Origin of the sequence: Mucilaginibacter galii (assembly GCF_014635825.1) — a bacterium.
GTDB lineage: Bacteria > Bacteroidota > Bacteroidia > Sphingobacteriales > Sphingobacteriaceae > Mucilaginibacter > Mucilaginibacter galii.
Genome location: NZ_BMDO01000009.1, coordinates 115489 through 139202 on the forward strand (window position 1 = coordinate 115489; position 23714 = coordinate 139202).

Sequence of the window (23714 nt, forward strand, 5' to 3'; positions counted from 1 at the left end):
AGACGCGGTTAATAATTATTGTACCCTGTAGTTTAACCACAAATAATATCACGCTCTAATTTGTCATAAATACTGCGTTGCTAAACAATAGCTTTCCATTCTCCCAAAAGCTGCGGAACAAAGGATCATCAGTCAAATACACTACCGAGCCGCGACCCAGCGATTGCACACCAAACAGTAAACCGGCACTTAAACGGGTTTTAGCCTTTTGACCTACAAAGCCTGATACATAACTATCTTTTTTCAAAACCCCTACGTTTACACCGCCATTGTCAAGGTAGTCATAAATATCATCACCCAATTTTAGTGTGTAGTAATAAGCCGGATAACCGTAACCTAAAGGATGGGTATTGTCTAAATAAACTTTAAAAATAGCTCCCGGAACGTTACTTCTGATAGATTCGCGGTCGCGGCTGTCATAGGGCGCCAAATCAGGGCTTTTCTTAGCTGCTTTATCATCTTTGGCATCTTCCTTACTTTTAAGTGCAAAACCTTTTTTATCGGCCAGCTGGCTAATAGCACCGCCCATGGCAATCAATTTACCTCCGTCGCTCACCCAGTTTTGTATACGTTCTAACGGGAAGTTGGCATACCGTCCGTCAGGGAAAATAGCCACATCAAAATCGCTCAGCTTTACGCGGCTCAAATCCTGATAGCGTATTACCGAAATGGGGTAACCTATTTGCTGTTCAAAAAAGTGCCATACCTCGCCCATATCATTAGCCGATACACCATCGCCCGATACCAGCATAACGCGTGGTTTGGTAATATAGCCCACCGCACTCGAACCTAAATCGGCTCCTTTATCGGCAAAGCCGGTAGATAAAGGGGTTAACTTACGTTCAAACTTAGCAGCCGTTTCATCAACTATCTTGTCAAAATCGGCACGGTTGTTCCCGGCTCTTGTTAATATTAAAGAACCCGCAGTAAATTTTTTAGTGCCAACTTCAAACGGCAAAGAGGCATTGCGCACCTTAATTCCCTTTTGAAGCAAGGCAGCCAAAAACTTAACATCTTGCACCGATTGCCATGTACACACATAAGCGTAAGACCCGCCATTACCTACAGATGCGGCCTGTGCTGCGGCCAGCGTACTGCTAACAGGTTTAATAGATTCTGTTAAGCCATAAGCCTTTAAACCGTAAGCGTAGGGTAACGACCATGCCGTAATATCATAAGTATTAGAATCGGCAATAAAGGTTTTAGGCTCCAACAATACGGTTAGTAATACCGCTTTAGGCTGGTAGGCGTTAACCACCATATCGGCACTGTTCACAGTATAATTTTCATTTTTTCCGGTAAAGTAATTGTACCCATTGACCGAACGGTTGACACCATAACCGTATTTGATTTGGTTACGATCAAATAATTCGGCCAGTTTAGCCAGCTTATCAGGATTCTCGTTTTTGATTATATAGGTTTTATAGGCACCCGGCGGATTGGTACGACCATTATCGAAATACTTTTTATACTCATCCAACACTTTTTGTGCATTATTGGATGCTGTTTCTACCGTGCTTAAGCCATTAGAATGATGGTGGGCAATACGGTCGGCCAGGGTAAGCGTATCTCCGCTGCGCATGGTAACAGCCAAACCACCCGCGGGGCCACCACCCTGCTCATAGGTCATGCCTATAGAGCCATTGTAAATGGGATAGGTATCGCCGTAAGAAGGGTATAAAAGATCAAACACTTCTTTCGTAAAATACAACCAGCCGTTCTGATCAAAATACTTAGCATTGTTACGGCCAATCACATTTTGGAACTCGCGCTGCCACGGCGTAATATCTTTATGGAAAGGCTCTGCCGCTGGTGCAAAGTAATAAGGGTTATTAAAGCCCTGCTCATGAAAATCAACATGAATTTGCGGCAGCCATTGGTTATATAAACCTACCCGGCCCTGCACTTCCTTTTGCGTTTGCCAGGCCCAGTCGCGGTTTAAGTCAAAATAATAATGGTTTACACGTCCACCTGGCCAAGGCTCGGCATGCTCGCGCGATGAAGCGTTAGGATCGGGCAGTAAACCGCGGTTTTGGTTATAAAAATTCACGTAACGGTCGCGCCCGTCGGGGTTTAAACAGGGGTCAATAACAATCACTGTATTTTTTAACCACGGCTGGGTACGGCTATTATTCGGATTGACTAAATCATATAAAGTTTGCATACCAGCCTCGCTGCTGCTGGGCTCGTTACCATGCACATTGTAGCTTAACCAAACTATGGCAGGCGCATTGCTCAGGGTAGCAGGGCCACTGCTTAAACCGGCCAGGTGAAGGTTATGCTGGCGAATGTCTTCCAGGCGGGCAATATTCTCTTCACTACCCACAAAGGCAACCATAAGCGGCCGCCCCTCGTTAGTGGTACCATAAGGCACAAGCTTCACTTTTTTAGAGTTTTGAGCCACATACTTCACATACTCGGCAATACGGTAATGGTAAGTGTACTGGCTGCCTAAAGGGTAACTTAAAAATTCGGCCGGCGATTGCAACCCTTGCGCAAATGCTGTGCAAATACAACTTAAACAGATAAAAAGCGTGTATAATTTCTTCATATTTTGATCGTACGCCTAAGCTAATAAAGTAATCAGTAATTACCTAAAAAGCCATTTATAAAATTGATGTTACTCATTTCTAAGGTATCTTAATATCTTTGTTCATACATCATGACTCCCCTACAGGCACTCCAAAAATATTTCGGTTATACACAGTTCAGGCATCAGCAGGAGGCTATTATTAAGCAACTAATGAGTGGCGGCGACGCTATGGTGCTGATGCCTACAGGAGGTGGAAAATCGCTTTGTTACCAATTGCCAGCTGTACTATTGCCGGGGTTAACCATCGTAATATCGCCTTTAATTGCCTTGATGAAAGACCAGGTAGACAGCCTGAATATCAACGGCATCCCGGCAGCTTATATTAACTCCAGCCAAACCACCGGCGAGCAGCAGGATATCATCAGCCGCTTACGGTCAGGGCAGATCAAGTTATTATACCTGGCACCCGAGCGGTTGTTTAGTTCGGAGAGTAGGTTGGTCAGCTTTCTAAAATCATTGAACGTAAACCTCATCGCTATTGATGAGGCACATTGTATATCGCACTGGGGGCACGATTTCAGGCCGGAGTATTTGATGCTCTCGAGTTTTAAAACAGAGTTCCCTAGCGTACCGGTTATTGCGCTTACCGCCACGGCCGACAACCTGACCCGCGAGGATATTAAAGAGAAGCTTGCCCTGCATAACCCGGCAGAGTTTGTTTCGTCATTTAATCGCCCTAACATTAGTTATAAGGTCTCGCCTAAGAAGAATAGCTACCAGCAATTACTTAGCTTTTTAGACGAGCGCAAGGAAGATTCGGGCATTATATATTGCCTTTCGCGTGCGTCTACCGAAGATTTGGCGGCCGACTTACGCGCTGCTGGCTACCTCGCCAGCGCCTATCATGCCGGGTTAGATCAGGAAACCAAGGCCCGCAATCAGGAGCAATTTTTGCGCGATGAGGTGAAGATCATGGTGGCCACCATAGCCTTTGGTATGGGTATTAACAAGAGCAATGTGCGCTACGTGGTGCATTATGACCTACCTAAGAACATTGAGGGTTATTACCAAGAAACCGGCCGTGCTGGTAGAGACGGCCTTCCATCGGAAGCTTTACTCTTTTACTCTGCTGCCGATTTTTACAAATTACAGCGTTTTGCCAAAGTAGACGGCAACGAGGAGCAAAGCCGTATTATGCTGAAAAAGCTGGATGATATGGTAAAGTTTTGCCAGCTGCAAACCTGCCGCCGCCAGTATTTAATGCATTACTTTAACGAGCCATTCCCTGACCATTGCGGCTCATGCGACGTTTGCTTAACTGAATTTAAGCGCTTTGATGGCACCATATTGGCGCAAAAGGCCCTATCTGCCGTGGTACGGCTAAACCAGCGTTTTGGCACTAATTACGTAATCGATTTTCTGCGAGGGTCAAAAAGCGAGAAGATACGCGATGAACATAAACACCTGAAAACCTATGGCATAGGTACCGATGTAAGTAAAGCCGATTGGCAGCGCTACATTAGCCAACTGGTAAACCAGGGCTATTTGCAGGTTACCGATGACAACTACCCTATCCTCCAGCTTACGCCAGCCAGCGATGCCGTATTGAAGGGACAGCAAAAGATAGAATTTACCCTGGCCGAGGACTTGGAGGTAGCCACAGAAATACAAAACCCTATATATGAGGCTGGTCTGTTACAAGACTTGAAAACCATTCGCTTCAACCTGGCTATGAACGAAAACGTGCCGGCTTATATCATCCTGTCGGATGCTACGTTGCTCGAAATTGCCACTTATTTACCACAGACACCCAATGAGTTAGGTCGAATTTCGGGCTTTGGTGAAGTAAAGCTGGTTCGTTATGGTGATGCCTTTTTACAGGCTACACTGGCGTACTGCCATCAGCACAATTTAGCTTCAAAAATTGATAGCAAACAAGGTAAAGTACCCGTAAGAGTCAGAAAATCAACAGCTACAGGCAAACCATCATCGGGAAAAACACAGCGGGAGAGCTACGATCTTTACCGGGCGGGCATGAGTATCAATGAGATAGCTACCCTGCGCAGTTTATCGACAACCACGGTAGAGAGCCATTTGTGCGGCTTTGTGCAAACCGGCGAAATGGACGTAAAAGAGATGGTACCGGCCGAAAAAATGCCCTACATTCAGGATGCTATTGCCAGTTACAGTGCCGACCGCCTGGCACCGCTTAAAGAGATTTTGGGTGACAACTACTCTTACGCCGAGATAAAAGCCGTAGTTAGCTGGATGAAACGCGATAAATAATTACATCTTTTGCTCAAAAAATTACCTTTTCCTTCAAAAAACTTCATTTTTCCTCATCATGCTCAGGCGACCTATCTTGGGTGAGTTGACTCAGCTCTATGGCACAATTTAGAAAGTTTAAGTCTTAGATTTTTTGCGCTTTTTAGAAAAGGGAATGCCGGTTTGCTTTTGGCAAACCGGCATCAAACGACTCCGCTTGTCGTGCTCCCTTTATTATAAATTGTGAAAGGTGGTTAATTATAATTTCGGCTGCACCAGCTTTAATGCCGAGCCCGATAAGGTAACCATAGTGCTATCGCCCAAATGGTAATCAGGTTTTTCTACGGCCGGGCCGTACAGGCTTAACTGCGAAGCACCTTGCATGGTGATATGAGCCGTAGCAATGTGATTATTCTGTTCAATGGTAAGCCTTGGTCTTTCTTTGGGACTGTTACCAATATCGGCCGTTAAATCGGTCAGGGTATTTTTGCTGAGGGTAACGCTGATAGATTTATCAGACCTGATGTTCATGGGCAGGGTTTGCTTAAACCCGTCTATCTCAATTCCGCCATCGCTACCAAAATTATATTCCTCTACGTCTTTTGGTTTAGGGAAAGGAGTTGCGGTAACCTGGCTAAGCACCGGGCAAATAATAACAATACCTTGATAACTGCCCGCCTGCCTAAAGTTCTTACCGACATAAGTAATGTTTAACACTTGTCCGTTTTGGGTAATCTTAACCCAGTCTTTAAAATTTTTGTCAACCCACACGCCATACTTATCGCCATGCTCAACCCGTAGGCCAAGCATATTGCCTGCCTGTTGATTAACGATGTTAAAGTTGTTAAACTTTAATTCGGTCATGTTGTAAAAGCGGCTTTTGTAGTCCCCTTTTTCGTAGGCTGATTTAAGGGTAAAGTCGTACCCCACCATGTAGGCCAGCAGTAACAGTCCGGTGGCTATGAATATTTTATTGCTTGTTTTCATTGCTGTGATTCTTAATTTGGATAATTTTCGGTTTTAAACTTTTCGTAGCGTTGCTGCACTTCTTCCAGGCTAATGTCAAGCACATAAAGGCTCCTGAAAAACTCGGGTAACTCCTGCTGCAAAAAGCGTTCTTTACGGTTGCTTTTAATTCTATCCAGCGCATCGGCGGCTACAAACAGGCCCAGGCCGCGCTTGTTAAAAACGATTTCCTGGTTTTGCAGGTACTCGTAAGTACGCATTACCGTGTTAGGATTTACCTGCAGCTCGCCTGCAAGCTCGCGCACCGATGGCAGCTTTTGCTCGGGCAACCATTTGCCCAGCGATATATGATCGCTTATATACACCGCTATTTGCAGGTATATAGCTTCTTTGTCTTTAAAATTCATGATTAAACTTCTTTTTCTTTAAGTCTGAAAAAGGCACTGCACCACAGCAGCACAGCACAGGCCACAATAATGGCAAGGTGATAGTAGCCGGCTTTGCCTTCCGGCTCCACATTAAAATACCGGTCGTTATCCATAAAACGCAGATCATCAAAAGGCATACTCTTTAAGATCTCACGGTCAATTAAGGCGTTAAGAATAGGCTGGTTAATTAGTACCAGCACTACGGCGCATGCAAAAAACACGAAGGCAGTTTTTATAAAATGCATTTTTTCAAAGAAGATAGCCCCCCAAAACGAAAGTGCATGAAAAAACAGGTATATCAAAAACACATAGTACACCATAAAGCGGTCATCGAGCAGGCTCAACATCTCGTTATGACCTTGTTTAGGAGTACTTATGCTCAAAACAATACCATCGGCCAGATAAAACACCCCAATGAAAACCAATTGAAATATCAGGAAAGAATAAACCCACGAAACCAAATACTTTTCAAAGTTAGAAGCCGGCAGGGTGAGCACAGGAATAGCTTTCCGCTTATCGCCCAGGGCCGAAAAGGATAAGCTGGTAAATATGCTACCGGCAAATAAGAAAAAAAAGATAAAGATGATGGCTTGCGGTCCGGGCGATAATTGCCCGCCGTTGGTGTAAGCAATAAAGCCCAGGGCTAAAAATAGCAAACCTGCCAGCACACCTGCCGACATCAGGTAAATTTTGGCATGCTCCAGGGTATGCTTCTTAAACAGCATAGCAAAGCGGCTAAAGCTAAAAATATTGTTCATGGCGATAATTAGTTTAGGATATCAATTAAAGATTTATTGTTAGTGATCACGGCGTTAAACAGCAGTTCCATATCTACTTTGCTGTACTCCTCGTTTTGGTTCAGGGTTATGGCATTTAAGCCCATCATTCCCTCTTCGGCATACAGGTAACCGGTACTGTTGGCTGGAATGGTGCCAAACACCAGTTTATCGGCAATAGCATCAAGCTCTTTGGCTATCACAATTTTGCGGTCGTGTAAAACTAGCACCGTATCAATCAGGTTGTCCAGGTCGCGTACCTGGTGGGTAGATATGATCACGCAGCGCTCATCGGTCAGCGCTGAAGCAATAATTTTGCGGAACTGGCTTTTCGACGGAATATCTAACCCATTGGTAGGTTCATCCATAATGAGCAACGAGGTATTGGTTGATAACCCAAAGGAGATCATTACCTTTTTTTGCTGACCGAAAGATAGTTTGGTCAACGGCTTATCGTCGCGTACATCAAACTCGGCCAGCATGGCTGCAAACTGTGCGCGGTTAAAGTTGGGATAAAAATGTGCGGTGCTGTCTACAAACTGCTGAGCCGTAACAGCAGGCATATACACCTCCTCGGGCACAAAAAATATTTCCTGTAAAAACACCGGCAAGCGCTTGCTGGCGCTGTGGCCTTTTACCGTACAAGCGCCACTCCAGGGCAGTACCAGGCCGGCAATGTTTTTCAACAGCGTGGATTTTCCGGCGCCGTTCTTACCCAGCAAACCATAAATGTGGCCGGGCTGTAAGTTGAGGTTCAGGTTTTCGAAAAGCTTTTGCTTGCCGTAACCAAATGTTAATTGTGATATGTCAACCATTGTCTACTGTATTAGTTAAATAGTACACTACAAATGTAGATAAGTATTTTACATTTGCAAATAATTATTAAATAATTTTTGGTGAGAATAAAACTATGCCATTTCGAGTGTTAACGAGAGATCCTGTATTCCTGTTAGGTAGGCCGCATGCAAGGTTGAACAAGATCTCTCACTATCGTTCGAGATGACAACTTATACATCAATAAATCACTGTCATTCAAGTGATAACGAGAAATCTTGTTACTCCTGCAAAGCTGCAACATGCAGGCCCAACAGGATCTCTCACTATCGTTCGAGATGATACCTTATACATCACTTAATCACTGTCATTTCGAGTGATAACGAGAAATCTTGTTACTCCTGCAAAGGTTGCAACATGCATGCCTGAATAGGATCTCTCACTATCGTTCGAGATGACAACTTATATATTAGGAAATCACTGTCATTTCGAGTGATAACGAGAAATCTTGTTACTCATGCAAAGCTGCAACATGCAGGCCCGAACAGGATCTCTCACTACCGTTCGAGATGACAATTTCGTTTTTATGCCTGCTCTTAGAATTGGTTCCATCATTAAAATACTATTAACGGTACATTAAACCCATATTTATTTATATTTAGCCTACTAATCTCTAATCATGAAAAAACTTCGCCTTATTACCCTCTGCTTCCTGGCTACTGCTTTTGCATGGAAGGCCAGCGCGCAGCAAAAACCGGCCTTAAGCTGGAAAGACGTTTCTAAATGGCGCTCCATTAAAACTTACACCAACGCGCTATCGCCCAATGGGCAGTGGATGGCCTACGTTATGGGCCCGGTAGAGGGCGACCAGGAAGTGGTGCTGCGCAAGGTAAGCGATACCACCATATACCGTTACCCGTGCGGTGCTACAGCCGGTCAGGTTTCTTTTTCAGATGATAGCCGGTTTATGGCCTTCAGGCAATCGCCCAAGGATGCTGAGGTAAAGGCGGCCAAGAAAACCAATAAGGTATTGTATGATAAACTGGTGATCGTCTTGTTAAGTAATAATACCAAAACCGAGTACGACCGGGTAAGGAGCTTTGCCTTTGCCGAAAAAACGCCTAACTGGATAGCCATTCAATTTGCAGCGCTTGAAACCGCACCTAAAGATAAGGATGCCGCTAAGGGTACCGATATGCTGGTGTATAACCTGCTTACCAAAAAAAGCTTTAACATAGGCAGCGTAAGCGATTTTGCCTTTAACAAGGCAGGCAACTGGCTGGCTTACACCGTAGATGCCAGCGGACAAAACGGCAACGGTATTTACCTGCGCAATATGCTTACCGGCGTAACCTCGGCAGTTGACAATGATAAGGCCACTTATAAATCTATCAATTGGACGGAGAACGGAACTGCCTTTGCCTTGCTGAAAGCCAACAAAAATGAGGCTTACAAAAGTGAAGTATACAGCGTTATTGGCGTTACCGGTTTAAAAGATGATACATCGGCCAAAACCATATACAGCAGCCTAACCGATAAAACTTTCCCGGCCGGCCAGGGCATTAGCGGCGACAGGCGCCCTTACTGGTCTGACGACCTGACGGCACTTTTCTTTGGTACCCGCATACTCGAGAAAGCCGGAAAGCCTAAAACCGACAGCGCCAAAACTGCACCAAAGGTTGGTCCGCCGGCTGCCCTGCGTACCGATACCGCAGCAGCCAAAGCCAAACCTGCCGCTATGGCCGCAGTTAATAAAGACGATATTGAAAAGCCGGACATGATTATTTGGAACTGGCAGGACCGCAGGCTGCAATCGGCCCAACAGGTGCAGGAAACGAGCGATAAGGCTTTCAGTTACCTGGCCGAATACTATGTACCAGCCAAACGCCTCATTACCCTGGCCGATAGTAATATGCGCACGGTAATGGTTGCCCCTAAGCAATTATACGCCATTGGCGTAGATAACAGCAAATACGAACTCATGAGTAACCTTAACGGTCAAAGCTATGCTGATATCTATTTAATTAACCTGAAAACCGGCAGCAAAAAGCTCCTTTTCAATAATTTTTATCAAACCGGCAATCGTGGTTTCAGCATAGCGCCAAACGGTAAACTGGGTAGCTATTACCAGGATGGCACCTTTTACACCGTTGATTTTGAAAGCGGAGAGAACCATAACCTAACCGGAAAAATTAAAGCCTCGTTTGTTGACGAACTGGACGATCATAATGTTAAAAAGCCGGCTACCGACAACATGGGCTGGTCGGCCGATTCCAAGTATGCTCTAATTAAAGATAATTACGATTTGTGGCGCATTAGTGCCGACGGAAAATCGGCCACAGCATTAAGCGATAACTGGAAAGCCCGTAACCTGATGGTGAACTACCGCTTTAACATTTACCCTGATGATAAAGGCACCGACTTGGGCAAAACACAATATTACAGCGTGTTTAACCGCGAGAATAAGCAAAGCGGTATAGGCAAGCTGGAAGGTGGCAAAATTAAAGTGCTGTTTATAGAAAACTTCACTTATAATAACCTGGTAAAAGCCACCAATGCACCGGTGTTTGCTTACAGCAAAGAGAGCAATGAAAAATCTTCAGAAACTTTCGTTACCGCTAACACCGATTTGACGGCCGGCAAGCAGGTAACTAAGAACACGCCCGATCAAAGCAAGTTTGGCTGGTCGAGCGGTGTAAAACTCATCACTTACAAGAGCACCAATGGCGATACTTTACAGGCGGCTCTGTATTTACCGGCCAATTATGAGCCGGGCAAAGCCTACCCTACCATTACTTACATATACGAGCGCCTTACCGATAATTTAAATACCTATACCGCACCGGCTTTTCCAAGCGGTGGTTTTAACAAAGCGCTCTACACCAGCAACGGCTACGCGGTGCTGATGCCCGATATTAAGTACAAGATCAATGATCCGGGCATGTCGGCGGTAGCTTGCGTGGTTCCGGCGGTGCAGGCCGCTATTGCCACGGGTATTGTAGATGCCAAGCGGGTAGCCATTCATGGTCACTCTTGGGGCGGTTACCAAACCTCATTCCTCATTACGCAAACCAATATATTTAAGGCGGCGGCGGCAGGTGCCCCTTTAACCGATATGATAAGCATGTACAGCTTAATCTATTGGAATTCGGGAGGCACCAACCAAGCCATATTTGAAGCAAGCCAGGGCCGTTTAACCAGCGGTTTTTGGGATAATATAGAGGCCTATACCCGCAACTCGCCGGTGTATAACATCAAAAATGTACAAACGCCTTTACTGCTGCTGCATAACGATAAGGACGGCGCGGTAGACTTTACCCAGGGCATTGAGTATTACAACGGTTTACGCCGCCTAAACAAGCCGGTAGTAATGATTACCTACAAAGGTGAAAACCATGGCATTGCCAAGCTACCTAACCGTAAAGACTACGCCGTACGCATGATGGAGTATTTTGATTATATGCTGAAAGACAAACCGGCACCTACCTGGTGGTCTAAAGGTGTTAATCGTATAGATATGGAAAAATACCTCGAAGCACGGGCATTTGACAGTGAGAATTAACTGGATGTTTAAGTACTAAATTTTTAAAAAATCGTCATTGCGAGGAACGAAGCAATCTCTGCACGGCAGGTCAACAAGCTACTTTCTCCACAGGGATTGCTTCGGTCCTCGCAACGACGGTCAATTTTTATAAGAAAGCCCTGTTTACTTAGCGTAAACAGGGCTTTTCTTTAACACATTTATCGTAACTGCTTACAATGCAGTAGTGGTATTGCCGGTCTTTCTTAACGATTGTACCTCGGCTTTCAGGGCATCAATCTGTGCCTGCTGTTCTTTAATGGCACCTAATAAAACAGGTACCAGGCTTTGCATATCCACGGTTTGTACATCAACCGAGCGCTGCGTGTTTTTACCGGCCGGATACAAGTAGCTTTGAGTTTTAACCACACCTGGTAAAACCGACTGTACATTGCCCGATAAGAAACCGTATTGCGTACCAGTCGGCATTTTTACACCCTGAATAGGCGCAGTATATTGGTAAGTTACCGGGTTAAGCTGGTTAACGGCGCTTAAAGCGCTGGTTATAGGGGTAACGTTGGTTTTCAATTCGGCATCAGCAACCTTGGTAGTTTGGGCTAAAGAAACAGTAGAAAGTGCGCAAAATGCTGATACCAGCATGATTATTTTTGAAGTTTTCATGGTGTTAAAAAATTTATAAAATAGAATAATTGCCTGGTAAGAAGTTACCGGCTGTTTATGTACAGATAAGAAAATTGGGCAATTAACAGTTTGGCGGCGGCGTAGGCACGTCGGGGTAAAAAGTGTAGGGGAACTTTGTTTTGAACAAAGCAGGGTGCTGCGAGGCCATTACCATTACAGGCTCATCAAAGCTAAAGTTGAACACTTGGTGCAGGTAATCTTTAGCCGACTCAGTTTTCATCGTTTCCGATTCTTTAACTGGAGCTTCGGCACTATCATCCTCCTTTGGAGCAGTTACAGCGGTAAATGTATTGAATATTGAAAACACAGGAATATTGTTGCTCTCGAGCATGCTCAAGATCAGGCCAAATATAATTGCGTATTTAAACCACTGTGTTTTCACCTTACAACTGTTTCGTGTACAAAAGTACAAATCCTTATTTTACAACCTGCAAATAAAAGGTTTGTTTTTGAAAGGCTTATGTAATTTTCGAATAAAGGCGCCTACGCTATTTAGGAAGAAGTTTACGTATGCAGGTTCCAAATTTTCTCTGCTTTACGGCCTATCAACCAGAACGAGGCGGCCAGTATAGCAAAGAACAAAGTATACGGAATATGCCCCCACAGGTACTCAATGTACTTGGTATAAATAAAGATCAATAAAAAGGTGATGCCAAACTCGCGGGCAATGGCATCCTTAGTTTTCAAGCCGAAAAACGTAAATGCACCCGCTACCGCCAGCGATATTACCCCCCAGTAAAACAGGCTGATTTGCTTTACCTGGAGCCACTGCTCAAACTGTCCGTAATTACCAAAAATACTCAAAAGCCAAAGGGATATAAACAGGTACAGCAGGCCAACCACATAGGTAAGTTCCCATAAACGTTCCATCCACTTTTTGCCTTTGAGCAGGTAACAGGCTACCAGCAGCACGATGCCAAAGAGCACGAAGCGCAACGGATAGTTCATCCCCAAAAAGTAATAGCTCCAGCGGGTTTGATAGCCCGTTTCGGTACCGAACCAGCTGCCCAGCGATACCAGGGCAAAAAGCCAGATAAGCCTTGAGTTTAATTTCCAGCCCAAAAAGCCGTATACAAATACCGAAAGCAGGAAAAGCAGTGAGTAATGCCCCGAGCCGTTATCAAACGTTTTGCCCAGGTAGGCAATGCAGCAAGCTGTGAATAATATACCGGTAAATATGGTGGCCTCGTTACTGAAAACCCGTTCCGGAAAAAGTTTTTGACGGCGACGGCCAAAATAGAAACATCCAACCGCAATTATAGCAGAACCGATGCTGATGATAATATCGGGGGTATCGTACAAGCTTTTGATCCACTCTAAAACCTTATCGCTGATAATGAGCGAACCTACGGCAATACCGCCACAGATGAGTGCTATCCAAAAAGAATATTTAGCCAGGCGCATCCAGTCGAATCCTCTAACCTCGGCCGACTGGCGCAAAGTACTGGCCAGATCAGGCGTCACCAGCTGCTCTTTCTCCCAGTGCGCAATTACCCGGTTTAAAAATTCGCTTTCCTGTTTATCGAGATTAAGCTTCATGGATTAGTTCGTGGATGATGGTTCATAGTAGCTTACTGCGCTTTAATGAATTATCCAGCCCTAAAATATAAAGATTTCGGGAATTAGGTTATAGCTTTTTCAACTATCAGCTATGTTCTATTGACTATGAACTACAAATCTCAACTATTCAGCAACTTCAACACATCCAGCTTGTCTTGTGCCAGTTGTTCTTTCAAGCCTTCTAAAGAAGAAAATTTCACATCGTGGCGTACAAAATGGATGAAGTTCATTTTGACGGTTTGGTTGTAGATATCCTGGTTAAAATCGAAGATATTCACCTCAATGTTCCGCGTCATGCCATTAATGGTAGGGCGGTGGCCAATATAGCTCATACCCTGGTAGGTTTGCCCGTCTATTTCTACCGTGGAGGCGAAAATACCATCAGCCGGGATGATCTTGTAGCTTTCCTCTACCAGCAGGTTAGCGGTTGGGTAGCCAATTTGACGGCCTATCTGGTTGCCGCGTATGACTTTACCGGTGATGAAGAACGGGTAGCTCAAAAAGGCATTAGCCTGCTCAATATCGGCCCGTAACAGCGCTTCGCGAATGCGGGTAGAGCTTACGGCTACATTGTCTATATCCTGTTCAGGTATTTCAATAACCTCGAAACCGTAAACCGGACCAGCCTGCTGCAAATCGGCCAGGCCACCCTGGCGATCTTTGCCAAAACGGTGATCATACCCGATAATGATCTTGCGGGTACCTATCTTATTCACCAATATATCGCGGATGTAAGCCTCCGGCAACTGGTTAGAAAAATCGCGCGAGAAAGGCGTAATGATCAAATGGTCTACCCCTAACTGTTCTAACAATGCGGCACGCTCGTGTATGGTGGTAATAAGCTTTAACGTTTGGTCTTCCGGGTGGATAATCATCCGCGGATGCGGGAAAAAAGTGAGGATCACCGTTTCGCCGCCGGTTTGCCGGGCCAACTCCTTAATGCCTGCTATAATTTGACGATGCCCCTGGTGCACGCCATCAAAGGTCCCAATGGTTACAATGGCATTTTTGAGCGGGGTAAACTCGTCTATATGGTTGTAAATTTTCATAAAGAAGCCCCTCCTAAATCCTCCCCGGGAGGGAGGACTTTTGATTGTCTGTCGGGTAGCGCTTGTATTTCTTGTCTGATAGTTTCAAAAACGCTTTGAGGCTTTTGTATAACCTCTTCGTTAGTGAATCTGATCACTTTAAAACCCCAGTGGTTTAACATTTCTGTTCTATCGGCATCTGCTTCCTTGGTATGCTGATGATAACCGCCATCAACCTCTATGACCAAGCCTTTTTGTAAGCATACGAAGTCGGCAATATAATTATCAATAACATGCTGCCTTCTAATTTTAAAACCCGTAGCATCTCTTCGAAGCAATTGCCATAAAACATTTTCAGCCTCAGTAGGCTCATGTCTGTTAGATCTGCTATTACCTTTCAAGGGTTCATACACCAACGGATCAGCGTTCTCCCTATAAACCCTTGCCGGATCAGGCTCCTCTAAAATATTTAATCCCTCCTGCTCTGAAAGCCCTCCCTCCCGGGGAGGGTTTGGGAGGGGCTTCCTAATAAAATTCACCAGTTCCATTACCTCCCAGGCATCTTCCACTTTGAAATTACCGCTGCGGGTGCGTCGAAGTTTGCTTAGGTAGGCTCCGCTGTTCACTGCTTTGCCGTAATCAAAAGCAAGGGAGCGGATGTAGGTTCCCTTGCTGCATACGACTTTAAAATCAACTTCAGGCAGTTCTATACGGGTTAGTTCAAACTCTTTAATGGTTACCGTGCGGGCTTTAAGCTCTACTTCTTCGCCGCGGCGGGCTTTTTCGTAAAGGCGTTCGCCGTTTACTTTAATGGCCGAGTGAGCGGGTGGGTATTGCTGTATCTCGCCCGTAAATTGGGCGCAGGCAGCTTTTAGAATCTCTTCGGTTAAATGGGCAGTGTCAAACGTTTCATCTATCTCGGTTTCCATGTCGTACGAGGGCGTTGTGCCCCCTAAAGTGAAGGTACCGGTGTATTCTTTTTCTTCGGCTTGGAAGGTATCTATTTGCTTGGTCATTTTGCCGGTGCAAACGATGAGCAGCCCGGTAGCTAAGGGATCTAGCGTACCGGCATGACCCACCTTGAGCTTTAGCGGCTTAAAGGCGTTACGCACCTTGCCCACAATATCAAAGCTGGTCCAGCGGTAAGGCTTGTTAATGAGCAGCAGTTCGCCTTCGGCAAAGTTGAAATTTTTATGTTTGGAGTGTAATTCGCTCAATGTATTCGGATAAAATGCAAAGGTAAGTATTAGAAGAGAGAGTATAGAATACAGAATCAAGAGTATAGACTAAATGCATCTGGCTAATCTTCATCAAACAAAAAAAACGCCTGTTTCTTAAAACAAGCGTTTTCCATCTGTATTCTTGAATCTATATTCTTGAATCTTTTTAAATTACTTCCAAATTATGCCCGCTCATGTACAAGCCTATAATAATGGCTCCTACCACAATACGGTACCAGCCGAACAGTACAAATCCTTTACGCTCTAAAAACGTAATGAAAGTACGGATGGCCAATAGGGCTACTATAAAAGCAACTACGTTGCCAATGGCCAGCAGCTTAATTTCTTCTCCGCTAATGACATGGCCTTCTTTATAAAAATCTAAAAGCTTTTTAGCGGTAGCGGCAAACATAGTAGGCACTGCTAAAAAGAACGAAAACTCGGCAGCAGCTTTACGGGTAAGCTTTTGGCTCATACCGCCCACAATAGTGGCTGCTGAACGTGAAGTACCGGGTATCATAGAGATACACTGAAAGAACCCGATTTTAAGAGCGGTTAAATAGTTAATATCTTTCTCTTCTTCAATAATAGGCTGATTGAACCATTTATCTACAAAAAGTAGGATGATACCGCCAATAAAAAGCGTAATGCCAACGGTAAGGGCGCTTTCCATTAACTCGTCTATTTTTTTAGCAAACAGCAATCCAAATACAGCAGCCGGAATAAACGCAACCAAAAGCTTAATATAAAAATCGAACGTGCGGAAAAAACGTTTAAAATAAAGCACCACTACCGATAGGATAGCACCTAACTGGATAGCTACGGTAAACAGTTTTACAAAATCGTTACTGGCAATGCCCATGGCCGATGAGGCAATAATCATGTGCCCGGTTGATGATACGGGTAAAAACTCGGTCAACCCCTCAATAATAGCGAGGATGATGGCATGTATAATATTCATGCTTAGGCGGCAGGCTTTTTAAAGATGGCGTAAAATGCCAGTCCGAAACCGGCTAAAACTACGATAGGCGCAATTACAATTTTGGTAGTGCTGTAAATATCGGTACTGCCCGACATGATAACGAAGCCCAGCGCTACGATCAAAACGCTAACCGCCAGTAACTGGTAGTTAGCTTTGCCAAATACGAATTGCACAGGGGCAACCGGTTTGCTTTCGCTAAGTATAGACGGCTTAGGAGCCGATGCACTGTAGCTTGGTTTGGTATTTTGTGCCATAATATTATCTGTATAATTGATAAATTTTTAAACGTAAGAAACGGTTAACAGCCATAAACGTACTGAAACCCGAAATAAAGATACCCAGCACTACCACGCCTAAAAACACGATGCCAAACTCGTAATAGTTTTGCAGAATAATAAGATCGGGTATTTGCTGGTAAGCCAGGTACAGGGTACCTACTAATAAAATAATTGCAATTAATGCACCCAGTAAGCCATGCCAAATTCCATAAAGGAGGAATGGTTTACGGATGAAGTTTTTGGTAGCACCCACCAACTGCATTGATTTGATTAAAAAGCGCTGGGAGTATATAGCCAAACGGATAGTATTGTTAATGAGCGCTATAGATACCACCAGGAATATAGCCGTAAAACCTAACAACACCAGGGTAATGCTGGTCATGTTCTGGTTCATTTGGTCAACCAGCGAAGTTTGGTATTTTACTTCTTTCACCAACGGATTTTTCAACAACTCAGTTTTAAAGCGGGTAATATCGGCGTTGTTGGCACGTTCGGCCTTGAGGTAAATATCAATGGATTGCGAAAGCGGATTAACCCCCAGGAACTTTACAAACTCTTCGCCCAGGTCTTTTTGCAGGTTGCGGGCAGCCAACTCCTTACTTACGTATTGAGTACGCTTCACGTAAGGGTGACCGTCTAACTGGCGCTGAAACTGCAGCACGTCGGTTTCGCGGGCACCTTCATCCACAAACACGTTCACTACCATATTTTCTTTAATGTAGCGCGATACGCCGTTGATGTGCACAATGATCAATCCCAGCATACCCACCATCAGCAGCACCATAGCAATTCCTAAAACCGTTGAAATGTAAATGGTCTTGGTTTTTTTGGCGGCCGTACTTGCTTCAAATTCTTCCATATAGTACCAGTTGGGATGCGAAATTAAAAAATCGCTTGGTTAAAGGTAAAACTTATTCATTATAAATTGAATATTGATAATTCCAATGCCTCCATTTTAACAAATTTTAACGATTATTTCACTCCAGTCACACGCTACAATGCACTTAAACAAAGCACCGCTAATGCTGTTGATAGAGTAAATACATTAACACATGACTACTCCAGCTAACGACCATAACAAACCCTCACCTTCCGATACACCTACAGAACGCCCTAACGATAACGGAGGCGAAGCGGTAAAAAAGCGGGAAGACGAAGAATATCACGGCGATGACGCCAACTTTGGCAACGTAGCCAAAAAACACGAACAGGACGAAGAACCCGTAAACCCCATCAAAACTCCACCCGAAGAGTTTGCCGACCCGGAAAAGGATAATCCGCCGGTGAACCCCTCCTAACCTCCCCAAAGGGGAGGAACAAAATCTTTTCAAGTCTCCCCTTTGGGGAGATTTAGAGGGGTTATCTCTCTATCCCTGCCGAGTTAAACTGCAGGTCGTATAATTTGCGGTAGTAGCCATTCTCTATACGCAGGAGTTCCTGGTGAGTACCCATTTCTTTGATTTCGCCGTGATCGAGTACAATGATCTTGTCGGCCTTTTGGATGGTGCTCAAGCGGTGGGCTATAACAATAGCAGTACGGCCGTCCATCAGTTTATCAATGGCGTTTTGAATAAGGATCTCGGTTTCGGTATCTACCGAAGAAGTTGCCTCATCTAATACCAAAATGGCCGGATTGTATACCAGTGCTCGCACAAAAGAAATCAATTGCGCTTGTCCGGCCGATAAGGTAGCACCACGTTCCATTACATTATAATCATAACCGCCAGGCAGGCGTTCAATAAACTCATGGGCACCTACATCGGTAGCGGCTTTTATTATTTGCTCGCGCGTAATTGATGGATTATTGAGGCTGATGTTGTTGGCTATGGTATCTGAAAACAGGAACACATCTTGTATTACTGTGGCAATTTGCGAACGCAAAAAGTTGAGTTCGTATTCCTGAATATCAACTCCATCTACCTTAACTACGCCCTGCCCTATTTCGTAAAAACGGTTCAGAATATTAATAGTGGATGATTTACCCGCACCGGTAGCACCTACCAAGGCCAGTGTTTCACCGGGCTGTACTACAAAATTCAGGTTTTTAAGCACCCAGTTCTCATCGTTATAGGCAAACCATACGTTGTTAAATTCAATATGTCCACGTAAGGTACCGGGATGCTGGGTGCCATTGTTAGGCGCGGTTTCATCGGTATCTAAAACCTTAAAAATACGGTCGGCCCCAACCATACCCATTTGCAGGGTGTTAAATTTATCGGCCAGTTGGCGTATAGGCCTGAAGAGTAAGTTGAGCAGGGTTATAAACGCCAGTATTTTACCGGGTGTTACCCCTTGCCCCGATGCGCTGAGCGATGCCATTTGCTGATCACTCAATATCCGCTTACAGCCATACCATACCAGCAAACCAATGGAGCAAGCCACAAAAATTTCGACCACCGGGAAGAATATAGAGTAATACCAGTTAGAGCGAATGTTGGCATCGCGGTACTTTTCGTTCACCACGTTAAACTTGCGCATTTCCTGCTCCTCGCGCGAGAAGTACTGAATAATGCTGATGCCCGAAATATGCTCCTGCAAAAATGTATTCAGTTGTGCTACATGAGTTCGTACATCCTGAAAGGATGATTTAATGGCCTCTTTAAAGATATAAGTGGCTGCCAGTAAAAAAGGCAAGGGTATCAAGGTAATCAAAGTCAGCTTCCAATCCTGCGTAAGCATGTAAATGATGATGGAAACCACGAGCAGCAGATCGCCCGCTATGGAAATCAATCCCTCGCTAAATATATCAGCAATGGTTTCGAGATCAGAAACTGTACGGGTAATAAGCATACCAATAGGCGTGCGATCAAAATATTTTAACCGCAGTCCCATGATGTGGTTAAACACATGAATCCGCAAATCGCGGATAACGGATTGTCCCAGCGCATTGGTGCTGTAGGTTTGATAGTATTGTGCAATGGTTTGAATAATGAGCTGCACGATCATCAGGATAACAATGACCACCAAACCGTTGTAGTTACCGGCCAATATGTAATCATCCAGCGCCTTTTCCATTAAAATGGGCTGCGCCAGCGATATTACGGCTATAAACACGGTCAAAAATGCAGCAATATAAAATGTGCGTTTGTATGGCCGCACATATTGCATAATGCGCGTAAGCAATTTCCAATCTAATGCTTTTCCGGTTACTGGTTGAGACATGGTTTAATTCTATTCAGATAGTTTATCCACCATGTCATTGCGAGGAGCGGTAGCGACGTGGCAATCTCAAGGCTACCTAACGCGTGCGATTGCCACGCTATCGCTCGCAATGACATGGTGAAAATAAATTGCTTAAATATACGGATACTTCACTTCTGTTAAATACAAACCACAGGCAGGTACAGATGTTCCGGCGTTGCTGCGATTTTTACTTTCGATGATTTGGCGGATGCTTTCGGGCTCCATTTCCCTGCGGCCCACCATCATGCAGGTACCCACTATGGCGCGTACCATGTTACGTAAAAAGCGGTCGGCCGAAATGTGGAATACCAGCCCATCATCTTTTCTAATCCATTCAGCTCGCATTATTTTGCAGTTATTGGTTTTTACCTGCGTATTTGATTTACTAAAGCAGCTAAAATCGGTATACTCCATCATCATCCGCGCCGCCCGGTTCATCAGTTCTACATCCAGTTCGCCCTTAATTTGCCAGGAATAGTTTTGCCTGAATGGGTCTTTACTAAAATGGATATGGTACTCGTAAGAACGCAGCGTAGCATCAAACCGTGCATGCGCTTCAGCATGAACAGGGATAATACGCTTTACAACAATATCGTGCGGAAGCAGGGCGTTCAAACTTGCCAGTTCAAGCCTCCTCTCCCTAAAGGGGGAGTTTGCACCTTCCAAATCAACTTCTGCTCCCCCTTTAGGGGGCTGCGGAGGTAAGTCCAAATGCACAAAAAGCTGCCGTGCATGCACACCCGTATCGGTTCGGCCGGCACCAACAGTTTCTACCGGCTGGCGTAATAAAATGGCTAAAACCTCGTTCAGTTTTTGCTGTACAGCAATAGCGTTAGGCTGTGTTTGCCAGCCATGATAGCGGGTGCCATCGTAAGCAATTTCTAAAAAGTAGCGTTGTTGTTGCCCCACGGCGCAAAGTTAATAAACCCGTGATGAAGGTTAGGGTATATTTTTGGCAAACAATTTTATCTTTGTCGTGCTAATAGTTACATCATGATACAACGCGTACAAAGTGTTTACCTTTTTTTGGCCAGCCTGGCCATGTTTGCCCTTTATGTGGTTACCATTGCCAACAACGTTTACCTTAACGGTATACCTACGGCTATTAAGGTAACTGGCCTGTTTCAGGATGTGAACGCTATGCAAACTAACATTAAACCTTTTGTAGCGCTTACGGCCGTTACCGCTATTGTGGCTTTACTACCGTTGGCTATCATCTTCTTTTTCCGCAACCGTAAACGCCAGATCACCCTGTGCTATAGCGCTGTACTGGTCATTATTGGTCACAGTTTTTGGCTGGCACAAACGGTTAAAAACGCTACCGACGGCATTATGCTAAAAAGCAGCAACTTCGGTGTTGGCTTATTCCTGCCTTGTATCGCTATCCTGCTTATGTTTTTGGCTATAAAATCTATTAAGAAAGATGAAGCACTGGTAAAATCGGCTGATAGGTTAAGGTAATTAATAAACCAACAATATCAGATAACGGCTAAGAACCTGTTTTTCAGAAAAGTAGCCAAACGCGGTCATTAGTATCTCATTTTCAATTACCTATTTGAAATGATGGCAATTTTACATACCTTTGCACTCGATTTGGCGATGTTGCCAAATTCGTTATTTTAATTCATGAACAACCCATTTATTGAACTGGGAATCCGTCATGATATTGTTAATGCCATCACTGAGTTAGGGTTCGAAAACCCAACGCCAATCCAGGAACAGTCAATTCCGGTATTGTTAACAGGCAGCAACGATTTTGTCGGATTAGCCCAAACCGGGACCGGAAAAACTGCTGCTTTTGGCTTACCATTATTGGAACTGCTGGATTTTGAAGAAAATTATCCACAGGCACTTATTCTGTGCCCTACACGTGAACTTTGTTTACAAATCACCAATGATTTGAAAAACTACTCTAAAAACATGAAGAACGTTAGCGTTGTTGCTGTTTATGGAGGTGCCAGTATTTCAGATCAGTTACGCCAAATTAAACGCGGCGTACAGATTGTTGTTGCTACCCCGGGCCGTATGCTCGATATTATCAACCGCAAGGCTATTGATTTTTCGCAGGTACAGTTTGTAGTATTGGATGAAGCTGATGAAATGCTCAACATGGGCTTTCAGGAAGACATTGACAGTATCTTATCCACCACGCCCGAGGATAAAAAAACATGGCTGTTTTCGGCCACTATGCCAAGCGAGGTTCGCCGCATAGCTAAGAAGTACATGACCGATCCTTTTGAGCTCACCATGGGCGAAAAGAACACCGGAAATGTGAACATTGAGCATGAGTACTATGTAGTACGTGCCCGTGACAAATACGCTGCATTTAAACGCATCGTTGATTTTAACCCCGAGATTTTTGGTATCGTATTTTGCCGTACCAAAATTGAAACTCAGGAAATTGCTGAGTCATTAGCTAAAGACGGTTACAATGCCGATGCTTTACACGGCGACCTTTCGCAGCAACAACGCGACAAGGTAATGAAACGCTACCGCGAGCGTGGTTTGCAGTTGCTAATTGCAACTGATGTAGCCGCCCGTGGTATTGATGTTAACGATGTTACTCACGTTATTAACTACTCATTACCCGATGAAATAGAGAACTATACCCACCGTAGCGGACGTACGGGCCGTGCCGGTAAAACAGGTATTTCTATTGCCATTGTTAACTCTAAGGAAATTGGTAAAATACGCCAGATAGAACGTGTTATTGGCAAAAAATTTATTAAAGCCGAAATTCCAACCGGTTTTGATGTTTGCGAAAAACAACTGTTTGGCCTGATACATAAGGTACATAACGTTGAAATAAACGAGCAACAAATTGAGCAGTACTTACCTCGTATTTACGATGAGTTTGCCGATTTAAGCAAAGAAGACCTGATTAAACGTTTTGCTTCTATTGAGTTTAACAGCTTCTTAGAATATTACAAAAATGCACCGGATCTTAACGCTGTTGAAGATACCCGCTTTACCCGCGATGGTGCTCCAGGCGAGCGCCCTCAACGTGGCAACCGTGGCGACTTTACCCGTTTGTTTATCAACTTAGGTTCGGTAGACGGATTTAGCCGCGGCGATTTGTTAGGTTATTTCTGTAACCAAACCGGTATTGTTGGCCGTACCATTGGTAAAATTGACGTTAAGGGTGTTTACTCTTTCCTGGAAGTTGCCAATGAAGATTCGGAAAAAGCTTTTGCCAGCTTTAAAGATGCTCAATTTAAAGGCCGCGAGGTTAGAATTGAAGTATCGGCAGCAGGTGGCGAAGGCGACCGTGGCGAAAGCCGTGGTAGCTATGGTGGCGGTGGTTACAAAAAACGCGAAGGCGGCAGCTATAGCGGCGGCGGCAATCGTCGTGAAGGTGGCAGCAGCAACCGTAGTGCCGAAAGAGGTAGCTCTGGTGGCGGATTCCGCGACTTTTCGGGCAAAAGCCGTGAAGACCGTGGCGAGCGCCGTAGAAAATACTAAGTTTTAGTTTTTTTGCTTCGATTAAAAGAAGCTTTAT

20 protein-coding genes and 1 pseudogene are annotated in these 23714 nt (G+C 44.6%); 5 read left to right on the forward strand and 16 right to left on the reverse strand.

Translation table 11 applies throughout. The features are described from left to right. Window positions 1-55: 55 nt before the first annotated feature. Complete coding sequence (locus tag IEV61_RS15640) at window positions 56-2551, reverse strand: M14 family metallopeptidase (RefSeq protein ID WP_188417978.1); 2496 nt, start codon at window positions 2549-2551, stop codon at window positions 56-58. 111 nt (window positions 2552-2662) lie between these two features. On the opposite strand from IEV61_RS15640, the gene recQ reads away from it, so the two are divergent. After that, entirely contained in the window at window positions 2663-4819 is a 2157-nt protein-coding gene (recQ, locus tag IEV61_RS15645) for a DNA helicase RecQ (protein ID WP_188417979.1), read from the forward strand. Between the two features lie 237 nt (window positions 4820-5056). Here recQ and IEV61_RS15650 read toward each other — a convergent pair whose 3' ends face one another. From IEV61_RS15650 to IEV61_RS15665, 4 genes are read right to left on the reverse strand one after another with little or no spacing between them, the layout of a single operon-like run. Further along, window positions 5057-5785 (reverse strand): hypothetical protein, encoded by a 729-nt coding sequence (locus tag IEV61_RS15650; RefSeq protein WP_188417980.1) that lies wholly within the window; start codon window positions 5783-5785, stop codon window positions 5057-5059. Window positions 5786-5796: 11 nt separating this feature from the next. Next, complete coding sequence (locus tag IEV61_RS15655; RefSeq protein ID WP_188417981.1) at window positions 5797-6171, reverse strand: GntR family transcriptional regulator; 375 nt, start codon at window positions 6169-6171, stop codon at window positions 5797-5799. A gap of 2 nt (window positions 6172-6173) precedes the next feature. Continuing rightward, window positions 6174-6950: a hypothetical protein gene (locus IEV61_RS15660; RefSeq protein ID WP_188417982.1), complete on the reverse strand. Its 777-nt coding sequence runs from the start codon at window positions 6948-6950 to the stop codon at window positions 6174-6176. An 8-nt stretch (window positions 6951-6958) separates the two neighbouring features. Then, window positions 6959-7783: an ABC transporter ATP-binding protein gene (locus IEV61_RS15665; protein ID WP_188417983.1), complete on the reverse strand. Its 825-nt coding sequence runs from the start codon at window positions 7781-7783 to the stop codon at window positions 6959-6961. Between the two features lie 638 nt (window positions 7784-8421). Between IEV61_RS15665 and IEV61_RS15670 the strand changes: the two genes are divergently transcribed. Beyond that, window positions 8422-11304 carry an alpha/beta hydrolase family protein gene (locus IEV61_RS15670; RefSeq protein WP_188417984.1) on the forward strand — a complete coding sequence of 961 codons (2883 nt, stop codon included), beginning with the start codon at window positions 8422-8424 and terminating at the stop codon, window positions 11302-11304. 192 nt (window positions 11305-11496) lie between these two features. Here IEV61_RS15670 and IEV61_RS15675 read toward each other — a convergent pair whose 3' ends face one another. The 9 genes and pseudogenes from IEV61_RS15675 to IEV61_RS15710 form a co-directional block, all read right to left on the reverse strand. Beyond that, window positions 11497-11943, reverse strand: coding sequence for a tail fiber domain-containing protein (locus tag IEV61_RS15675; protein WP_188417985.1), 447 nt, complete (start codon window positions 11941-11943; stop codon window positions 11497-11499). Between the two features lie 82 nt (window positions 11944-12025). Next, window positions 12026-12346: a hypothetical protein gene (locus tag IEV61_RS15680; protein WP_188417986.1), complete on the reverse strand. Its 321-nt coding sequence runs from the start codon at window positions 12344-12346 to the stop codon at window positions 12026-12028. A gap of 122 nt (window positions 12347-12468) precedes the next feature. Next, window positions 12469-13503 (reverse strand): DUF2157 domain-containing protein, encoded by a 1035-nt coding sequence (locus IEV61_RS15685; RefSeq protein WP_188417987.1) that lies wholly within the window; start codon window positions 13501-13503, stop codon window positions 12469-12471. A 140-nt stretch (window positions 13504-13643) separates the two neighbouring features. Then, complete coding sequence (locus IEV61_RS15690; RefSeq protein WP_188417988.1) at window positions 13644-14573, reverse strand: bifunctional riboflavin kinase/FAD synthetase; 930 nt, start codon at window positions 14571-14573, stop codon at window positions 13644-13646. Continuing rightward, window positions 14570-15100 carry an endonuclease domain-containing protein gene (locus IEV61_RS20605; RefSeq protein ID WP_229747175.1) on the reverse strand — a complete coding sequence of 177 codons (531 nt, stop codon included), beginning with the start codon at window positions 15098-15100 and terminating at the stop codon, window positions 14570-14572. Before IEV61_RS20605 ends, IEV61_RS15690 begins: the two co-directional genes overlap by 4 nt. Next, window positions 15077-15769 (reverse strand): annotated as a pseudogene (gene truB, locus IEV61_RS20610) (tRNA pseudouridine(55) synthase TruB); the annotation flags it as partial. The gene IEV61_RS20605 and the pseudogene truB, both read right to left, overlap by 24 nt. 169 nt (window positions 15770-15938) lie before the next feature. After that, window positions 15939-16733: an undecaprenyl-diphosphate phosphatase gene (locus IEV61_RS15700; protein ID WP_188417990.1), complete on the reverse strand. Its 795-nt coding sequence runs from the start codon at window positions 16731-16733 to the stop codon at window positions 15939-15941. Between the two features lie 2 nt (window positions 16734-16735). Beyond that, a complete protein-coding gene (locus IEV61_RS15705; protein ID WP_188417991.1) occupies window positions 16736-17008 on the reverse strand; it encodes a DUF3098 domain-containing protein in 273 nt (90 codons plus the stop codon). Between the two features lie 4 nt (window positions 17009-17012). Continuing rightward, window positions 17013-17891 carry a cell division protein FtsX gene (locus IEV61_RS15710; protein WP_188417992.1) on the reverse strand — a complete coding sequence of 293 codons (879 nt, stop codon included), beginning with the start codon at window positions 17889-17891 and terminating at the stop codon, window positions 17013-17015. Between the two features lie 193 nt (window positions 17892-18084). Between IEV61_RS15710 and IEV61_RS15715 the strand changes: the two genes are divergently transcribed. Further along, window positions 18085-18330, forward strand: coding sequence for a hypothetical protein (locus IEV61_RS15715; RefSeq protein ID WP_188417993.1), 246 nt, complete (start codon window positions 18085-18087; stop codon window positions 18328-18330). A 61-nt stretch (window positions 18331-18391) separates the two neighbouring features. Here IEV61_RS15715 and IEV61_RS15720 read toward each other — a convergent pair whose 3' ends face one another. Both IEV61_RS15720 and truA read right to left on the reverse strand, forming a co-directional pair. Next, the gene (locus IEV61_RS15720) at window positions 18392-20194 is read right to left on the reverse strand and encodes an ABC transporter ATP-binding protein (protein WP_188417994.1); all 1803 of its coding nucleotides are present in this window, start codon (window positions 20192-20194) and stop codon (window positions 18392-18394) included. A 132-nt stretch (window positions 20195-20326) separates the two neighbouring features. Next, window positions 20327-21124, reverse strand: coding sequence for a tRNA pseudouridine(38-40) synthase TruA (gene truA, locus IEV61_RS15725; protein ID WP_188417995.1), 798 nt, complete (start codon window positions 21122-21124; stop codon window positions 20327-20329). An 84-nt stretch (window positions 21125-21208) separates the two neighbouring features. Here truA and IEV61_RS15730 point away from each other — a divergent pair, with 84 nt between their 5' ends. Together IEV61_RS15730 and IEV61_RS15735 are read left to right on the forward strand one after the other, a co-directional pair. Then, window positions 21209-21676: a DUF4293 domain-containing protein gene (locus IEV61_RS15730; RefSeq protein WP_188417996.1), complete on the forward strand. Its 468-nt coding sequence runs from the start codon at window positions 21209-21211 to the stop codon at window positions 21674-21676. A gap of 165 nt (window positions 21677-21841) precedes the next feature. Further along, the gene (locus tag IEV61_RS15735) at window positions 21842-23677 is read left to right on the forward strand and encodes a DEAD/DEAH box helicase (protein ID WP_188417997.1); all 1836 of its coding nucleotides are present in this window, start codon (window positions 21842-21844) and stop codon (window positions 23675-23677) included. Window positions 23678-23714 lie beyond the last annotated feature (37 nt).

Excerpts from the sequence above, each read along its gene's own strand:
- IEV61_RS15640 (WP_188417978.1), bottom strand. The coding sequence starts at position 2,551 with ATGAAGAAATTATACACGCTTTTTATCTGTTTAAGTTGTATTTGCACA.
- recQ (WP_188417979.1), top strand. The coding sequence starts at position 2,663 with ATGACTCCCCTACAGGCACTCCAAAAATATTTCGGTTATACACAGTTC.
- IEV61_RS15650 (WP_188417980.1), bottom strand. The coding sequence starts at position 5,785 with ATGAAAACAAGCAATAAAATATTCATAGCCACCGGACTGTTACTGCTG.
- IEV61_RS15655 (WP_188417981.1), bottom strand. The coding sequence starts at position 6,171 with ATGAATTTTAAAGACAAAGAAGCTATATACCTGCAAATAGCGGTGTAT.
- IEV61_RS15660 (WP_188417982.1), bottom strand. The coding sequence starts at position 6,950 with ATGAACAATATTTTTAGCTTTAGCCGCTTTGCTATGCTGTTTAAGAAG.
- IEV61_RS15665 (WP_188417983.1), bottom strand. The coding sequence starts at position 7,783 with ATGGTTGACATATCACAATTAACATTTGGTTACGGCAAGCAAAAGCTT.
- IEV61_RS15670 (WP_188417984.1), top strand. The coding sequence starts at position 8,422 with ATGAAAAAACTTCGCCTTATTACCCTCTGCTTCCTGGCTACTGCTTTT.
- IEV61_RS15675 (WP_188417985.1), bottom strand. The coding sequence starts at position 11,943 with ATGAAAACTTCAAAAATAATCATGCTGGTATCAGCATTTTGCGCACTT.
- IEV61_RS15685 (WP_188417987.1), bottom strand. The coding sequence starts at position 13,503 with ATGAAGCTTAATCTCGATAAACAGGAAAGCGAATTTTTAAACCGGGTA.
- IEV61_RS15690 (WP_188417988.1), bottom strand. The coding sequence starts at position 14,573 with ATGAAAATTTACAACCATATAGACGAGTTTACCCCGCTCAAAAATGCC.
- IEV61_RS20605 (WP_229747175.1), bottom strand. The coding sequence starts at position 15,100 with ATGGAACTGGTGAATTTTATTAGGAAGCCCCTCCCAAACCCTCCCCGG.
- IEV61_RS15700 (WP_188417990.1), bottom strand. The coding sequence starts at position 16,733 with ATGAATATTATACATGCCATCATCCTCGCTATTATTGAGGGGTTGACC.
- IEV61_RS15705 (WP_188417991.1), bottom strand. The coding sequence starts at position 17,008 with ATGGCACAAAATACCAAACCAAGCTACAGTGCATCGGCTCCTAAGCCG.
- IEV61_RS15710 (WP_188417992.1), bottom strand. The coding sequence starts at position 17,891 with ATGGAAGAATTTGAAGCAAGTACGGCCGCCAAAAAAACCAAGACCATT.
- IEV61_RS15715 (WP_188417993.1), top strand. The coding sequence starts at position 18,085 with ATGACTACTCCAGCTAACGACCATAACAAACCCTCACCTTCCGATACA.
- IEV61_RS15720 (WP_188417994.1), bottom strand. The coding sequence starts at position 20,194 with ATGTCTCAACCAGTAACCGGAAAAGCATTAGATTGGAAATTGCTTACG.
- IEV61_RS15730 (WP_188417996.1), top strand. The coding sequence starts at position 21,209 with ATGATACAACGCGTACAAAGTGTTTACCTTTTTTTGGCCAGCCTGGCC.
- IEV61_RS15735 (WP_188417997.1), top strand. The coding sequence starts at position 21,842 with ATGAACAACCCATTTATTGAACTGGGAATCCGTCATGATATTGTTAAT.